At 30.9% G+C, this 17,135-nt stretch carries 14 protein-coding genes; all 14 read left to right on the forward strand.

The window, feature by feature from the left end:
• Positions 1–36 precede the first annotated feature (36 nt).
• A complete protein-coding gene (gene ortA, locus K0040_RS00530) occupies positions 37–345 on the forward strand; it encodes a 2-amino-4-oxopentanoate thiolase subunit OrtA (protein ID WP_228107033.1) in 309 nt (102 codons plus the stop codon).
• Positions 338–1,771: a 2-amino-4-oxopentanoate thiolase subunit OrtB gene (gene ortB / locus K0040_RS00535; RefSeq protein ID WP_228107034.1), complete on the forward strand. Its 1,434-nt coding sequence runs from the start codon at positions 338–340 to the stop codon at positions 1,769–1,771. The genes ortA and ortB overlap by 8 nt, the downstream gene beginning before the upstream one ends.
• A 67-nt stretch (positions 1,772–1,838) precedes the next feature.
• Positions 1,839–2,240 (forward strand): ornithine aminomutase subunit alpha, encoded by a 402-nt coding sequence (locus K0040_RS00540; RefSeq protein ID WP_228107035.1) that lies wholly within the window; start codon positions 1,839–1,841, stop codon positions 2,238–2,240.
• A gap of 1 nt (position 2,241) precedes the next feature.
• Positions 2,242–4,449 carry a D-ornithine 4,5-aminomutase subunit OraE gene (oraE, locus tag K0040_RS00545; RefSeq protein WP_228107036.1) on the forward strand — a complete coding sequence of 736 codons (2,208 nt, stop codon included), beginning with the start codon at positions 2,242–2,244 and terminating at the stop codon, positions 4,447–4,449.
• Positions 4,442–5,845: a GlmL-related ornithine degradation protein gene (locus tag K0040_RS00550; RefSeq protein WP_228107037.1), complete on the forward strand. Its 1,404-nt coding sequence runs from the start codon at positions 4,442–4,444 to the stop codon at positions 5,843–5,845. The genes oraE and K0040_RS00550 overlap by 8 nt, the downstream gene beginning before the upstream one ends.
• Entirely contained in the window at positions 5,830–6,891 is a 1,062-nt protein-coding gene (orr, locus tag K0040_RS00555) for an ornithine racemase Orr (RefSeq protein WP_228107038.1), read from the forward strand. The genes K0040_RS00550 and orr overlap by 16 nt, the downstream gene beginning before the upstream one ends.
• A gap of 10 nt (positions 6,892–6,901) precedes the next feature.
• The gene (locus tag K0040_RS00560) at positions 6,902–8,251 is read left to right on the forward strand and encodes an alanine/glycine:cation symporter family protein (RefSeq protein WP_228107039.1); all 1,350 of its coding nucleotides are present in this window, start codon (positions 6,902–6,904) and stop codon (positions 8,249–8,251) included.
• Positions 8,252–8,389: 138 nt separating this feature from the next.
• Complete coding sequence (locus K0040_RS00565) at positions 8,390–9,922, forward strand: M20/M25/M40 family metallo-hydrolase (protein WP_228107040.1); 1,533 nt, start codon at positions 8,390–8,392, stop codon at positions 9,920–9,922.
• A gap of 150 nt (positions 9,923–10,072) precedes the next feature.
• A complete protein-coding gene (nhaC, locus tag K0040_RS00570) occupies positions 10,073–11,515 on the forward strand; it encodes a Na+/H+ antiporter NhaC (protein ID WP_228107041.1) in 1,443 nt (480 codons plus the stop codon).
• A gap of 240 nt (positions 11,516–11,755) precedes the next feature.
• Positions 11,756–12,925: a chorismate synthase gene (aroC, locus tag K0040_RS00575; protein ID WP_228107042.1), complete on the forward strand. Its 1,170-nt coding sequence runs from the start codon at positions 11,756–11,758 to the stop codon at positions 12,923–12,925.
• Positions 12,913–14,019, forward strand: a complete 1,107-nt coding sequence (aroB, locus tag K0040_RS00580; RefSeq protein ID WP_228107043.1) for a 3-dehydroquinate synthase — start codon at positions 12,913–12,915, stop codon at positions 14,017–14,019. Before aroC ends, aroB begins: the two co-directional genes overlap by 13 nt.
• Entirely contained in the window at positions 14,012–15,277 is a 1,266-nt protein-coding gene (gene aroA / locus K0040_RS00585; RefSeq protein WP_228107044.1) for a 3-phosphoshikimate 1-carboxyvinyltransferase, read from the forward strand. Before aroB ends, aroA begins: the two co-directional genes overlap by 8 nt.
• A 101-nt stretch (positions 15,278–15,378) precedes the next feature.
• Complete coding sequence (locus K0040_RS00590; RefSeq protein ID WP_228107045.1) at positions 15,379–15,942, forward strand: phosphate propanoyltransferase; 564 nt, start codon at positions 15,379–15,381, stop codon at positions 15,940–15,942.
• 445 nt (positions 15,943–16,387) lie between these two features.
• Positions 16,388–17,062 (forward strand): deoxyribose-phosphate aldolase, encoded by a 675-nt coding sequence (deoC, locus tag K0040_RS00595; protein ID WP_265588768.1) that lies wholly within the window; start codon positions 16,388–16,390, stop codon positions 17,060–17,062.
• The last annotated feature ends 73 nt before the right edge of the window (positions 17,063–17,135 follow it).

A 17,135-nucleotide genomic window follows, 5' to 3' on the forward strand; every position in this document is an offset into this window, starting at 1 on the left:
TTAAAAAGTAGATAGTGGTTAAAGGGGGAAAACAAAATGGATGCTAAATGCAATGATTGGGTTATCATACACAACCTAGTATTAACTCCTGATGAAAGAGCACCACAAGTTCCAGATGATACTAAGAAAGTGCCATTGGAAATGTGGGTTAAAGGGTTTATACAAAAAGATGCTGATGTAGGGGATTTAGTTGAGGTGAAAACTATAACAGGAAGATTTGTAAAAGGAAATTTAGTTCAAGTAAACCCATATTATACTCATGACTATGGTAAGTGCATACCAGAGTTACTTCAAATAGGAATTCAAGCAAAGGAAATATTATTTGGAGGTGAGGATAATGAGTAGCAGTGTTTTAGAAAAAGATATGAGTTATGAAGCTGTTATGGGAAGAAAAAATGAAATAATGAAAAATGCCATAGGAATAGATTATTCTTCCTTTGAAAAAGATGGCATTGGATTTGATTATGAAAAAATGATGAACGAAACTGGATACACATTGGAAGAAATAGAATCTATTCAATCACAATATGCAGTAGGAAACACTCCTATAATAGAACTTAAAAATTTAACTGCTTTAGCAAGAAAATGTGCTCCAAAAGGAAAAGGGGCTAGAATTTTTATAAAAGATGAGGCAATGAATGCTTCTGGTAGTTTCAAAGCAAGAAGAGCGGCTACTGCTGTATATCATGCTAAAAAAATGGGATACAAAGGTGTAATAGCAGCAACTAGTGGTAATTATGGTGCAGCTGTAGCATCTCAAGCAGCTATGCAAGGACTAAAATGTATAATAGTACAAGAATGCTATGATTCTAAGGGAATAGGTCAACCAGAAATTATAGAAAAAGCAAGAAAATGTGAAGCTTATGGTGCAGAAGTTGTTCAATTAACAGTTGGACCAGAGTTATTTTATACATTTTTAGTTTTACTTGAGGAAACGGGATACTTTAATGCTTCTTTATATTCTCCATTTGGTATAGCGGGTGTTGAAACTTTAGGAGATGAACTGTCTACTCAATTCAAACAAAAATATGGTAAGAATCCTGATGTGGTTGTTTGTACTAATGCAGGTGGCGGTAATCTTACAGGTACAGCAAGAGGTTTAATAAAAGCGAATGCATTAAATAGTCAAGTAGTAGGAGCAAGCGTTGACCTAAAAGGATTACATATGGCTAGTGATAGTCAGTTTAATAGAAAATCCTTTACTACGGGACATACAGGATTTGGAATACCATTTTGCACATGGCCAGATAGATCTGATGTTCCTAGATCAGCAGCCAGACCACTTAGATATATGGACAGATATGTGTTAGTTAAACAGGGAGAGGTATTTTATATAACTGAGTTGTTGGCACAGTTGGAAGGTATTGAAAGAGGACCTGCAGGAAATACATCTTTAACAGCAGCATTTTCATTAGCGCAGGAATTAGATGAGGACAAAATTATAGTAGTTCAAGAAACTGAATACACAGGAGCTGGAAAACATATTAATCCTCAACTTACTTTTGCCAGAGAAAATGGAATAGAAATAAAATTTGGTAATCCAAAGGATGAAATAGCTGGTGAAAATTTAATTCTACCACAAAGGCCAGAACTATTAAAATGTGTAGATGTTGATATTAACAGAATAAGAAAATCTTATATAAAAAATTGTGTACTAAACAATAAAATAAATAATGTTGATAATTTAAGTAATGAAGATATTGAATTTCTAATGAAAGAGACAAAGAGCTCTAAGGAGTTTGTAATAGAAGTTTTAGATAATTTGAAATAAAAGCTATTAAATAAATATAAATAGGTGAAAACCATAGTTTAGTGGTAAATAAATGAGGGGGATATATATGGAAAAAAGACAAGATGATTTTGAAGTTAGAAGAAAACATCTTCAAGAACTAAGTGATCAACAACTAAAGGATAGATTCTGGCAATTAGCAAGCCAAATAGTTGAACCAATGGTAGAACTAGGCAGAAAAAATACAACACCATCAATAGAAAGATCTATTTTGCTTAGAATGGGATTTTCTTCTCTTGAAGTGAAACCTATACTAGAGGGAGTTATGGAAAGAGGATTAATAGGAAAAGGTGCTGGTCATGTAGTTTACAAATTAGCAACAAACAAGGGTATAACAGTTAGAGAAGCAGGGTTAATGTTAATAGATGGTGAAGGCTGGGATGAAGTAATAGAATTGTTTCATAACAATGAAAAACCAGGTAAGGAAGTAACTATAGAGGGGGGGAATTAGAATGCTAAAAGAAAATAAAAAATTAGATATAGATTATATTCTTAAAGATCTAGATAAATATAGACCTAAAAGAAGAGGATGGACATGGAGAGAACATGTAGAAAATCTTGAAATGGGTCCATTTGAATACAAGCAAGCTACAAAACCTCTAACAGATGGTGTTGCATTACCATCAGCTAAATATTTTAATAATATAGATCCTCAGCCCGTACCTGTTATAACCACTGAAATTGCATCAGGAAGATTTGAAGATGATATAAGAAGAATGAGAATGGCAGCTCACCATGGTGCAGATCACCTAATGGTTATAAGAACTGCTGGACAATCACACTTTGATGGACTTATAGAAGGTACACCTCAAGGGATTGGTGGCGTTCCAATAACAAGAAAGCAAGTTAGAGCACAAAGAAAAGCTTTAGATTTTATAGAAGAAGAAGTAGGAAGACCAATTAATTATCATTCATATGTAAGTGGTATTGCAGGGCCAGAAGTAGCTGTAATGTTTGCTGAAGAAGGTATAAATGGGGCACACCAAGATCCACAATATAACGTTTTGTATAGAAATATAAATATGATAAGATCCTTTGTTGATGCCTGCGAAGCTAAACAAATTATGTCATTTGCTAATATGGCTCAAATAGATGGAGCTCATAATGCCAATGCAACTGCTAGAGAAGCTTGGAAGGTAATGCCAGAACTTATGGTACAACATGCCTTAAACTCTATTTTCTCTGAAAAAATAGGAATAGACAAATCTAATATATGTTTATCAACAGTTCCGCCAACAGCTCCTCCTGCACCTTGTTTAAGAATTGACCTACCATATGCTGTTGCACTTAGAGAATTTTTCAGTGACTACAAAATGAGAGCTCAAATGAATACTAAATATATGGACTCATCTACTAGAGAAGCAACAGTTACTCATGTGTTAAACTTATTAACATCTGTATTAACTAGAGCAGATGTGCAATCAACTATAACTCCTGACGAAGGTAGAAATGTCCCATGGCATATTTATAATATAGAAGCATGTGATACAGCTAAACAAGCTTTAATTGGTATGGATGGACTTATGGATATGATAGAGCTTAAAAATGTAGGAGAATTAAGAGATAAGTCTAGAGAAATTAAAGAAAGAGCTGTACTTTATATGGAAGAAATAATTGAAGCTGGTGGATATTTTGAAGCAGTTGAGCAAGGATTCTTTGTTGATTCAGGAAATTATCCAGAAAGAAATGGAGATGGAATATCAAGAAAAATAAAAGGAGGAGTTGGAGAAGGCACTGTTTATGAAAGAGACGAAGATTATTTTGCACCTGTAACTGCTCATTTTGGATATAATAATGTAGCTCAATATGACGAAAATGCTATAGATAATCCAGCTTCATTAATAGGAGGTTCTACTTTTGAAAATCCTGAAAAAATAGTATATATAGATGAACTTGATGATTTTGATAATGTTGAAACAAGATTAAAAGAATCAGAAGGATATAGACTTGGAACAAAAATAAAGCCTGAGATGGAATGGTGTGCAGACGGTATAGTTATGATAACAATGATGCTTCCAACAGACAAAAGAACAGCTGAATTTGCAGCTTTAGAATTTGGCAAAAAGATGAATCTGGAAGATATTGAAGTTATAAGTAAAGAGGTTATGCATGAATCTGAAGGTACTAGAATTGAAATGAAAGGTAGGGTTCCTTTTGATATAGATATAAATGATCTAGTTATACCAGAAGAACCAAAAGTATTAAATGATGAAGAAATCAGAGCAGATATAGATGCTAAACCTATGAAAATTGTTGCAGCAACAGTGGGAGAAGATGAGCATTCAGTTGGGCTAAGAGAAATAATAGATATAAAACACGGTGGTATAGAAAAATATGGTATAGAGTGTCATTATCTTGGAACTTCAGTTCCAGTAGAAAAATTAGTAGATGCAGCAATAGAATTAAATGCTGATGCTATATTAGCATCTACAATAATAAGTCATGATGATATACATTACAAAAACATGAAGAAGTTACATGAGTATTGTATTGAAAAAGGTATAAGAAATAAAGTAATGATTGTTTGTGGAGGAACACAAGTAACACCTGAAATGGCCGTTGAACAAGGAGTAGATGCAGGTTTTGGAAGAAACAGCAAAGGAATTAATGTAGCTACTTTCTTAGTAGAAAAGAGAAGAGAAATGGATCAAAATGCCTAATAGCATATTAGAAATAGATGTTCTAGTTGCAGAAATAGGAAGTACAACAACAGTTGTAAACGCCTTCAATAAAATTAATGGTGAAGACCCTGAATTTATAGGTCAGGGTCAAGCACCTACCACAGTTTTCGAAGGTGGAGATGTAAGAAACGGTTTATCAGGTGCAATTAAAGATTTAGCTAGAAATTTAAATACAGGTGAAATTAAATACAAAGATATGTTTGCAACGTCGAGTGCTGCCGGTGGACTTAAAATGACTGTTCATGGATTAGTTTATGACATGACGGCAAAAGCAGCAAAAGAAGCAGCTCTAGGGGCAGGGGCAGTTATTAAGCAAGTTACGGCAGGAAAAATAAAAAGAACTGATTTGAAAAAAATAAAAGAAATAAAGCCAAATATAATTTTGATAGCTGGTGGAGTGGACTATGGAGAAAGAGATACTGCCATATATAATGCAGAAATGGTAGCGTCTTTAAATCTAGGAGTACCAGTAATATATGCGGGTAATGTGGAAAACCATGAAGAAATTAAGTTAATATTTGAAGAAAGTAATTACAAGCTTTATATAGCGGAAAATGTATACCCAAAAATTGATTTACTAAATATAGAACCAACAAGAAAAATTATTCAAGATGTATTTGAAGAACATATAACTAAGGCTCCAGGGATGAAATATATAAAGGATATGGTGAATGAGAATATAACACCAACTCCTGGGGCAGTAATGGAGGCATCTAAACTTCTTTATAGAAATATTGGAGACTTGTTGACTTTAGATGTAGGTGGAGCAACTACAGATGTTCACTCTGCTACTGAAGGAAGTGAATTCATTAACAAAATACTAGTAAACCCAGAGCCAGTTTCAAAACGAAGTGTAGAAGGTGACCTGGGTGTATATGTAAATATGAGAAATATAGTAGAAGTTATAGGCAAAGAAAGTTTACAAGAAGAACTAAAGATAGATATAGGTTCAATAATGGAGAATTATCCTCCAATACCAAAATCAAAAGAAGAAATATTATTTGTTGAAAGATTGACAAAAGAAGCAGTTATGAAAGCTGTTATAAGACATGTAGGGAGAATAAGAAATATTTATGGCACTAATGGAAAAAGCAAAATAGCAGAAGGCAAGGATTTAACAGGTGTTAAGTATATAATTGGAACAGGAGGAGCACTTACTAGACTGCCAAATAGAGTTGAAATTTTAGAATATGTAACTAGGTACAATAAAAATAAAGAATTCCTTCTGCCAAAAGAAAATACAAAAATATTAATAGATAATGATTACATTATGGCATCTATTGGTGTTTTATCAAAAAAATATGAAGAGGCATCTTTAAAACTTATGCTAAAAAGTTTAAATTTTGAGGAGAAAAAATTATGTACCCTAAATTAGAGATAGATATAAATAAATTAAAACAAAATGTCAAAGTTATTTCTAACATGTGCCATGAAAATAATATAAGCTTAGCTTTTGTAACTAAATCCTTTTGTGCAAGAGAGCAAGTAGTAGAGAAGTTAGTTGAAGAGGGCATAGATTATATTGCAGATTCTAGAATAAGTAATTTAAAAAAATTAAAAAATATAGATTTGCCTAAAATACTTATTAGAATACCAATGATAAGTGAGTTAGAAGAAGTTGTAAAATACAGTGATATAAGTTTTAACTCAGAATTAAAAACTATAGAAGCATTAAACCAAATATGTGAAAGAAAAAATGTAATTCATAAAATAGTTTTAATGTTTGACTTGGGAGACCTAAGAGAAGGATATTTTTATGAGGAAGATTTATTTAATGATCTGAAGAATATTCAGAAATTTAAAAATATTAAAATAGTTGGTATAGCAACAAATCTAACATGTTATGGTGCAATTATACCATCTACAACAAATACAGGAAGATTAGTTCAAATAGCAAGAAAAATTGAAAAAGAGTTTAACTTAAAGTTGGAAATAGTGTCAGGAGGGAATTCAAGTTCACTAGATTTAATGATGAATGACAACATGCCTAAAGGTGTAACCAATCTTAGAATAGGAGAATCCATAGTTCTTGGAAGAGAAACAGCATATGGGAAAATCATAAGAGGAACATATCAAGACGCGTTCAAACTCGTATGTCAAGTAGTTGAGTGCAAAGAAAAGCCATCAGTACCCATAGGAGAAGTGGGTATTGATGCTTTTGGAAATAAGCCAGTTTACGAAGATAAAGGAATTTTAAAAAGAGCAATTGTAGCAATTGGTAAGCAAGATATAGATACAGATTCTTTAATGCCAATAGACGCTTCTATAGAAATACTAGGAGCAAGTTCAGATCACATGATATTGGATATAAGTAAATCAGAAAATGACTATAAAGTAGGGGATAAAGTTGAGTTTTTATTAACATACGGTGGTCTAATGTCAACTAGTACAAGTGAATATGTAGAGAAAATAATTTATTAGGAGTGATTATATGTTTAACCTATTGGAAAGTATAACAAATTGGTTATGGACGTATCCAGTTTTAATAGTTTTAGTAGGTGGGGGAATTATAATGACGATTACATTAAGATTTTTTCAGTTTACCAAGTTCCCTTTTATATTAAAACAAACATTTGGAAAAATACTGAGTAAATCTAGTGGTGATGGAACAATAAGTCCATTCCAAGCAGCTACATCAGCTCTAGCTTCAACTATAGGAGCTTCTAATATTGTTGGCGTGCCTATAGCCATCGCAACAGGTGGACCTGGAGCCGTATTTTGGATGTGGTTAATTGCGTTGTTTGGCTGTTCTCTTAAATATTCCGAAATAATACTAGGAATAAAATATAGAATTAAAAATGAAGATGGAGAATATGTAGGTGGGCCTATGTACTATATAAGAGATGGAGCTAAATTGCCATGGTTAGGTACTTTATTTGCATTTTTCTTAATGATAGAAATAGCTCCTTCTATAGCGACACAAACGGCATCATTTGTTCAAAGTGCATCAACTATAAATATAACACCTATTGTTTCGGGAGTCTTTTTAATAGTCTTTGTAGGATTTATTGTATACGGTGGAATAAAAAGGATAGGAAAAATATCTGAAAAGCTGGTTCCTATAATGGCAACTATATATATGATAATAGTCTTGGTAGTTATACTAATAAATGTTGATCAATTACCTAAGGCATTTGCACTAATATTTGGAGGAGCATTTACAGCTCAAGCAGGCTTTGGTGGATTTGCAGGAGCCGCAGTAGTTCAAACTATAAAAGCAGGAGCTGCAAGAGGAGCATATTCAAACGAAGCTGGGATGGGTACTTCTACTATAGCACATAGTGCCGCAATAACAGATCATCCAGCAAGACAAGGTCTATGGGGAATATTTGAAGTAATAGTTTCTACTCTAATGATATGTAGTGTATCTGCTTTACTAGTATTAACTACTGATGTATGGCATAAATTTGGAGCTAGTGAAGCAGCTGCGATGCCATCAGCAGCTATACAAACTGTATTTGGCAATGCTTTTGGCGGAGGAATGATAACTCTTTGTATGCTTATGTTTGTATTTTCTACTATAATAGTTATAATTTTTTATGGTGAAAAACAAGCAGAATATTTATTTGGAAGTAAGTTTTCTAAAGTAATGAGAGTAATTTATTTATTATTTATAATAGTTGGAGCAACTATGGATTTAAGTAAGATTATAGTACTATTAGATTTCACATTAGCTGGAGTAATAGCTACAAATATGATTGGTGTTTTACTTCTTAGAAAAGAAGTGAAAGAAGAATCGGATAGTTTCTTTAATAATGAAGAGTTAATAGGTAATAAATAATAACATTGAATTATATTGGGAGGATAAATATGGAAAAGAATAGAAGAGATTGCGATATCTCTAACGGAGCAATTAAGTGTTGTTGAAACGAGAGGGGAAATAGATTCTTCAAATAAAGTACATGAAATATTTAACCAAATGGATTACTATAAAGAAAATCCTAATGATTTGAAATTTGTAGAAGTACCCAATGATCCATGGAATAGAAAATCAGTAATGGCAATATTAAGAGGGAAAAAAGGAAATAGTAAGAAAACTGTTATAATGATTGGTCATACGGATACAGTGGGGATATCGGATTATGGAAATTTAAAAGAATATGCCAATAAGCCTTATGAGTTAACTGAATTATTCAAACAAGTAAATATTTCTGAAGAAGTAAAGAAAGATTTGGATTCAGGGGAATATTTATTTGGTAGAGGGCTATTTGACATGAAAACAGGTGATGCTATAATAATGACAATTATGGAAAAAATATCAGAAAATCTTGAAGAATTTGAGGGGAACTTAATATTCTGTGCAGTATGTGATGAAGAAGGAAATTCAGGAGGAATGCTTTCTTGTATACCAGAACTAGTAAAAATAAAAGAAGAAGAAGGTTTAGAATATTTAGCTCTTTTAGACACTGACTATATGACATCAGAATATGAAGGTGATGAAAATAAATATGTGTACATAGGTACAGTAGGAAAATTAATGCCATCTTTTTATATAGTAGGAAAAGAAACACATGTAGGAGAAGCTTTTAAGGGAATAGATCCTAATAGTATATCATCAGAAATACTTAAAAAGATAAATTTGAATGTTGATTTTTGTGATAAAGTAGAAGGAGAAGTATCTCTTCCACCTATATCCTTAAAACAAAGAGATTTAAAACCTGAGTACTCAGCACAAACAGCTAAAACAGCTACGTTATTTTTCAATTATTCAACTCATTGTAGCACACCAGACGAAGTACTCCTAAAAATGAAAAATGCAGCAGATGAGGCTTTTCAAAATGCTATAGATAACTTAAATAATCAATATAAAAGATTTACACATATGAGTAAAAGAGAATATAAGGAATTGCCTTTTAAATCAAGGGTACTTACTTATACAGAGCTTTATGACCAAGTAATAGAAGAAATGGGAGAAAAAGCAAAAAAACATATGGAAATATTTGAACAGAAAATGCTAAATGACAGTTCCATAGATCAAAGGAATTTTTCTTTGAAAATGGTTGAGGAACTTCATAGTTTATGGTCTGACAAAGATCCTGTAGTAATTGTGTACTTTACACCACCATATTACCCTCATATATATGTAGAAGGAAAAAATGAAAAAGAAAAAAATTTATTAGACGCCGTTGAAAAAGCAGTTGATGATACAAAAACAAAATATAAAATTGTGTATAAAAAATTCTTCCCTTATATTAGTGATTTAAGTTATGGGTCAGCACCACAAGATTCTAAAATAATAAGTGAATTGAAAAATAATATGCCGGGATTTGGAAGTAAATATTATTTACCATTAGAAGATATGCAAAAACTTGATTTACCTGTATTAGATATAGGGAGTTTTGGTAAAGATGCTCATAAATTTACTGAACGTATAGAAAAAGAGTATAGTTTTAAAGTTGCACCAATATTGGTGTACAAAACAATAAATAATTTACTAAAAAATAAATTTTAGATTGTATATTAGCTTTATTGTGTTAAAAAAATAAAAATAATAATTGATAAAACTATATCCAAATAAGTGTATAAGTGAATATTGAGTAGGTTGGATTAAAAACATTAAGCATATAGGTTAGGTTATTTAAAAATAGGAGGAAAATATTTCATGAATGAACAAATTGGAAGGAAAGCAACTCTATTAGAGGCAATGATACCAATTACAGCTTTGATGTTATTTTTAGGTGTGGGAATATTTATGTATGGAGCATCACCTCATGTTCCATTAGTAGGAGCTACAGCAGTAGCCGGAATAGTAGCAGTTTATAGGCTGGGATTTAAGTGGAAAGACCTTGAAACAAGCATGTTTGATAGCATTAAAATGGCTATGCAAGCAATATTGATTATTATGATAATAGGTATACTAATAGGTACTTGGATAGTTAGTGGAGTGGTTCCATGTATGATTTATTGGGGCCTAAAAATTTTATCGCCAAACATATTTTTAGTAGCAGCAGTTTTAGTGTGTTGTGTTGTATCTCTTGCTACTGGTTCATCCTGGAGTACGATGGGGACAGTTGGTGTGGCCCTTTTAGGTATAGGCCAAAGTCTAGGTATTCCTATTGGACTGGTTGTAGGTTCTATAATATCTGGTGCATATTTTGGAGATAAATTATCACCATTATCTGAGACAACAAATTTAGCCCCTGCAATGGCAGGTACAGACTTATTTACACATATCAAATATATGCTTTACTCGACTATACCATCACTAATAATTTGTTTGATTATATATGGGATAATGGGTATGAAATACTCAGGGCAAGCTTTAGATGTAAGCCAAATTGAGTTGATTAGATCTACATTAGCTTCTGCGTTTAACACATTATCACCAGTATTATTATTAGCACCAGTAATAGTAATTGGCCTTGTTATATTTAAAGTTCCAGCAATACCAGGATTAATAGTAGGTGCTGTAACAGGTATATTATTTGCAGTATTTCTACAAGGGCAATCAATGGGTGTCATATTAGATGCGGCTCAAAATGGATATGTGTCACAAACGGGAGTAGCATTAGTAGATGAGTTACTATCTAAAGGCGGACTTATGAATATGATGTCTACAGTATCTATGACAATATGTGCTTTATCTCTTGGTGGTATATTAGAAAAAACAGGCATGCTTGAAGTAATTGCTTCATCTTTATTAAGATTTGCGAAAGGTATATTTGGAACAGTATTATGCACAATGGTAACTTGTGTTTTTACAAATGTAATTGCAGGTGAACAATACTTATCTCTTGTTATACCTGGAAGAATGTATAGTAAAGAATATAAAAAAAGAGGTATACACCCTAAAATGCTATCAAGGGCTTTGGAAGATAGTGGAACTCTAAGTTCTCCATTAGTACCATGGAATACATGTGGTGCTTATATAGCAGGAACACTAGGAGTATCAGCATTTGTATATGCTCCATATGCATTATTAAACATTATAAACCCAATAGTATCATTAGTATTAATTGCATGTAAAATTAAAATAGCTAAAATAGAAGACGAACCGGAAACTTGTTTAAATATTAACGATGATGAGGCTGTTAACTTAGTTTAATTATTTGTTATAATAAAAGTAAATTTATATTAGTAAAATCATTATATATAGTTATTGCAGCAAGATTTGATTTAATCTTGTTGTAATAACTATTTTTATTTGTAAAAAAAATAAGAATAGAAAAGAGGGAGCATAAAAGTATGACTAATAGCAATCCTATTTTATGTAAACTAATATGTCTTTTTTTGATTTATTTTGATAAACTAATAAAATAAGTAAAAAAGAAAAAAGGAGAACTATATGCTTAGATATTTAACAAGTGGAGAATCTCACGGACAAAGTTTAATAACTATTATAGATGGCATACCATCAAATATAGAACTTAATATAGAAGAAATAAATAAAGAATTAAGAAAACGCCAAGGTGGATATGGCCGTGGCGGAAGAATGAAAATAGAAAAGGATAAAATTAATATAGTAGGAGGAGTAAGAGGAAAGAAAACTTTGGGATCTCCTATTTCCTTTGAAATAAAAAATAAAGATTTTCAAAACTGGGAAAAATCTATGTCTCCCATGGAAGAAATAGATGAAAAAGAAAAAATAGTGGAAAATGTAAGGCCAGGACATGCTGATTTAGTAGGTTGTTTAAAATATGATTTTCATGATGCTAGAAATGTATTAGAAAGGTCTTCAGCAAGAGAAACTGCATCAAGAGTTGCAATAGGAGCAATTTGCAAACAAGTTCTTAAAAATTTTAATATAGAATTTGTATCTCATGTGGTACAAATTGGACAAATAAAAGATGATAAAGTTTATGACTTTAGCTATATTAAAAATAATGTGGATAATAGTGAAATAAGATGTGTAAATAAAGATTTAGAAGAAAAAATAAAAAATAAAATAGATGAGTGTAAAAAAGAAGGAGATACTTTAGGTGGAATAATAGAAGTTAGAGTGAAAAATTTAATACCGGGTCTTGGTTCATACACTCATTTTGATAAAAAAATAGATGCGCATTTAGCCATGCATTTGATGGGGACACAAGCAATAAAAGGCGTTGAAATAGGGCTGGGATTTGAATCAGCTACCCTTACTGGTTCTCAAGTTATGGATGAAATATTTTATAATAAAGAAGAAGGCATAAAAAGAAAGAGTAATAATTTGGGTGGAATCGAAGGTGGAATGACAACAGGGGATGAAATAATCATAAGATGTGCAATGAAACCTATACCAACTTTATACAAACCCCTAGATACTATAAATATAAATACATTGACAAAATACAAAGCCAGTGTTGAGCGCTCGGATTCATGTGCAGTGCCTGCTTGTTCCATAGTATGTGAAAATGTTGTGGCTTTTGTAATTTGTAAATTTTTCTTAGATAAAATAGGGGGAGACTCTTTAGAAGATCTAAAAACCAATTATAATTCTTATATAAAAAGGTTAGGTGATAGAGGATGGAAAAAATAATCAATAATACTTGTAAAATATACATTGATGAGGGATATAGGAATTTCCAAAAAAGTCTATGTGAAGCCTGTAATGTAGATTCATTGGAAGAACTAAATAAAATTTATGATGCTTATTTTGTAATGTGTGATTACAATACATACAATACCCAGCTACAGAAAATGATGAAACATTTAAAAGGGAAATATGTTTATGAATATATAATAAACCCTGGTGAAGACTCAAAATCCATAGAAGATTACGAAAGAATAATGAACTACTGTACAAAAGTAAATTTAAGTAGAAAATCTTTAGTAATAGCTTTAGGAGGAGGAGTAGTTGGAGATTTAGCAGGTTTTGTGGCAGCCACATATATGAGAGGAATAGATGTGGTACAAGTACCAACTAGCTTACTCTCTCAAGTAGATTCTTCCATAGGAGGAAAGACGGGAATAAATTTAGGTAATAGTAAAAACATAATAGGAGCTTTTCATCAACCAAAGATTACATATATAAATGTGGAAGCATTAAAAACTTTGCCAGAAGAAGAATATTTAAGTGGCATGGGTGAAGTAATAAAATATGCTTTTATAGAAAATAATGCTTGTAAAGAAAAGATGGACTTTTTAAATTTCTTATTAGAAAATCACGAGGATATTTTAGATAGAAAAACTACAACCTTATTAAAAATGGTAAAAATTTGTGCTCAGGTTAAAGGAAATGTGGTGGATAAGGATGAAAAAGAAGGAAGTCTTAGAAAAATACTAAATCTTGGCCATACTTTTGGACATGGAATAGAAAAATTATGCCATATAAGCCATGGCAAAGCTGTTTCTATTGGAATGAATATGGCATTTAAATTGTCTCTTGAAAAAAGTTTAATAAATAAAGAATATTACAATAAATTTATGAATGTATGTGAAAAATTTAATTTACCAACTACTTTTGAATATGAAAATGTTGATGAAGTGCTTAATATAATGAAAAATGATAAGAAAAATAGTTTCTTTAAAATAAATCTTGTTCTTCCAGTAGGCCAAGGAAAAGTTGAAGTATTTGATAATATAGAAGAAGAATTTATTTTAAAAATTATAAAGGAGTGCAACAATGCTTAAGGGAAGTTTTGAGTTAATTGGAGATAAATCCATATCACACAGAGCAATTATGCTTTCTTCCATTTCAAAAGGTAAAAATAAAATAAGCAATTTTCTTATGGGAGAAGATTGTTTGTCTACAGTAAACTGCTTTAGAAAAATGGGTGTGGATATTGAAATAAATAATAATGAAGTATATGTAATTGGAAAAGGACTAAGAGGATTGAAATCACTGGAAGATAATTTACTTTTAGATGTGGGTAATTCAGGTACAACAATAAGACTTATTATGGGTATTCTTGCAGGTCAAAATTTTAAGAGTACAATTGTTGGAGATGAGTCCATAGGAAAAAGGCCCATGAAAAGAGTAACAGATCCTCTAAGAGAAATGGGAGCTATTATAAGGGGAAAAGATGATGCAAATTTAACACCTATAACTATAGAAGGCGGAAATTTAACTAATATAAATTATCATATGCCTGTATCATCTGCTCAAGTAAAATCATCGTTAATTTTAGCAAGTTTATATGGAAATAATACAAGCTTTATTCGTGAAAAAGTGAGAAGTAGAAATCACACAGAAATAATGCTTAAATCTTTTGGAGCAGATATAGAAGTAAATGGTTTAGACATAAAGGTAAATCCAGTGGATGAATTATTTAATAAAGATATTTATGTACCAGGAGATATTTCCTCAGCTGCATTTATAATGGTAGGAGCTTTAATAAGTGAAAACTCAGAAGTATTAATAAAAAATGTAGGTTTAAACCATACAAGAGTTGGAATTATAGAAGTGATAAAAAAAATGAATGGAAATATTGAAATAATCGATGAAAAAGAAGTTTGTGGTGAAAAAGTTGGAAATATTTTAGTAAAATATAGTCCGAATTTAATAGGAACTACTATAAATAAAGATTTAATTCCGAAGTTAATTGATGAAATTCCAATAATTGCACTTTTAGCAACTAGAGCAGAAGGAGATACTATTATAGAAGATGCATCAGAATTAAAGGTGAAAGAAAGTAATAGAATAAAATCTGTAGTGAACAATCTAAACTTAATAGGAGCTAAAGCTATTGAGCTAGAAGATGGAATGATAATAAAAGGTAAAACTCCTTTACAAGGTGGCAAAATACAAACGTTTAACGACCACAGAATAGCTATGTCATTTTCCATTGCAAATTTAATTAGTAATAATGAAGTAATTTTAGATAGTGACAAATGTATTGATATTTCTTTTCCAGGTTACTTTAATTTACTGAAAAAATTATCAAAATAATCATTATGGTTTGATTTTACATAGAAATTTATGTATAATTGAATTGCAGATAGTAATTAGAAATAATTATATACAAGAAAATTTTTGGGAGGTTATATTTCATGAAATTACCAATAGCATTATCAAATAAACATATACATTTAAGCCAAGCTGATGTTGAAACTTTATTCGGAGCAGGATATGAATTAACTCATAAAAAGGATTTATCTCAACCAGGACAATACGCATGTGAAGAAATGGTAGAAGTAGTAGGACCTAAAGGATCAACTAAAATGAGAGTTTTAGGACCAACAAGACCAGAATCTCAAGTAGAAGTATCTTTAGCAGATGCTAGAGGACTAGGTTTAGCTGTTCCAGTTAGACAATCAGGAGATGTTGAAGGAACTCCAGGATGTAAATTAGTAGGACCAAAAGGTGAAGTTGAATTAGGAAGAGGAGTTATTGTAGCTTCTAGACATATACATATGAGCTTAGAAGATGCTGAAAAATTCGGAGTTAAAGATAAAGATATAGTTTCAGTTCAAACTGAAGGAGAAAGAGCACTTTTATTCAACAATGTATTAGTTAGAGCTAATGCTGCTTTCGCATTAGAAATGCATGTTGACTTAGAAGAAGGAAATGCTGCAGGAGTTAAAAACGGAGAATTAGTAGAATTAGTTAAATAATTATCAAATATTAAAAAGATATGTATTTTTATACATATCTTTTTTTGTGAAATAAAAATAAAATTTTATTTTTATAAAATATTTACATATAAAAATGTTTAAACTAAGTAAAATAAATAATTTTTAAAATAAAATTGGCTATTTTTATATTTAATCAGTGAAATAAAAATATTGGTTAAATAATTTAACAAATAATTTTATTTTATTCAAAAACACTTTTTTTTCATTTATTGTTAAAAACATACTTTCTTTTTTTAAGAAAAAAAATAATTATATGTAAATATAATTGTGAAAATAAAGGAAACTCTTCTTTAAAAAAAGAATTATATGTGCTAACATAATAATGAAAGTATATTTATTAACAGCAAAATACATTGTAAATGTAGTAATACATATTTATGACGTATACAGGAAATATTACATAATATAAAGGAGTTATATAATAATGAAACAAAATATTGCTAATATGATTGATCACACAGTACTTAAAGCTTTTTCAAGCAAAGAAGATGTTATAAAAGTTTGCAAAGAAGCTAAAGAACATGGATTCTTTTCAGTTTGTATAAACCCAACACATATAGAGCTTGCCAAACAAGAACTAGAAGGAAGCAAAGTAAAAGTTTGTACAGTAATAGGTTTCCCTTTAGGTGCAAACACTAGTGAAGTAAAAGCTTTTGAAACAAAAGATTCTATATCAAAAGGTGCTCATGAAGTAGATATGGTTATAAATATAGGTGCATTAAAAGACAAAAACTATGACCTTGTTTATAAAGATATAAAAGCAGTCGTAGATGCAGCTAACAAAGAAGCATTAGTAAAAGTAATAATAGAAACTTGCTATTTAACTGATGAAGAAAAGAAAATAGCATGTGAGTTATCAGTTAAAGCTGGAGCAGATTATGTTAAAACATCAACTGGATTTGGAACTGGCGGATCAACTCCTGAAGATATAAAATTAATGAGAGATGTAGTTGGACCAAATGTTGGAGTTAAAGCATCTGGTGGTGTAAGAACTACAGAAGATGCTATAAAAGTTATAGATGCTGGTGCATCTAGAATAGGAGCTAGTGCTTCTATATCTATAGCTACTGGTGAAAAAACAGATATTATAGGGTATTAAAACTATTAGCTAGAATTTATCTAATTAGCAGACATTTAAAAATATATGACAATAATTAAAGCTAAAAATATGT

This window comes from Terrisporobacter petrolearius (assembly GCF_020748185.1).
In the GTDB taxonomy this organism is placed as follows: domain Bacteria; phylum Bacillota; class Clostridia; order Peptostreptococcales; family Peptostreptococcaceae; genus Terrisporobacter; species Terrisporobacter petrolearius.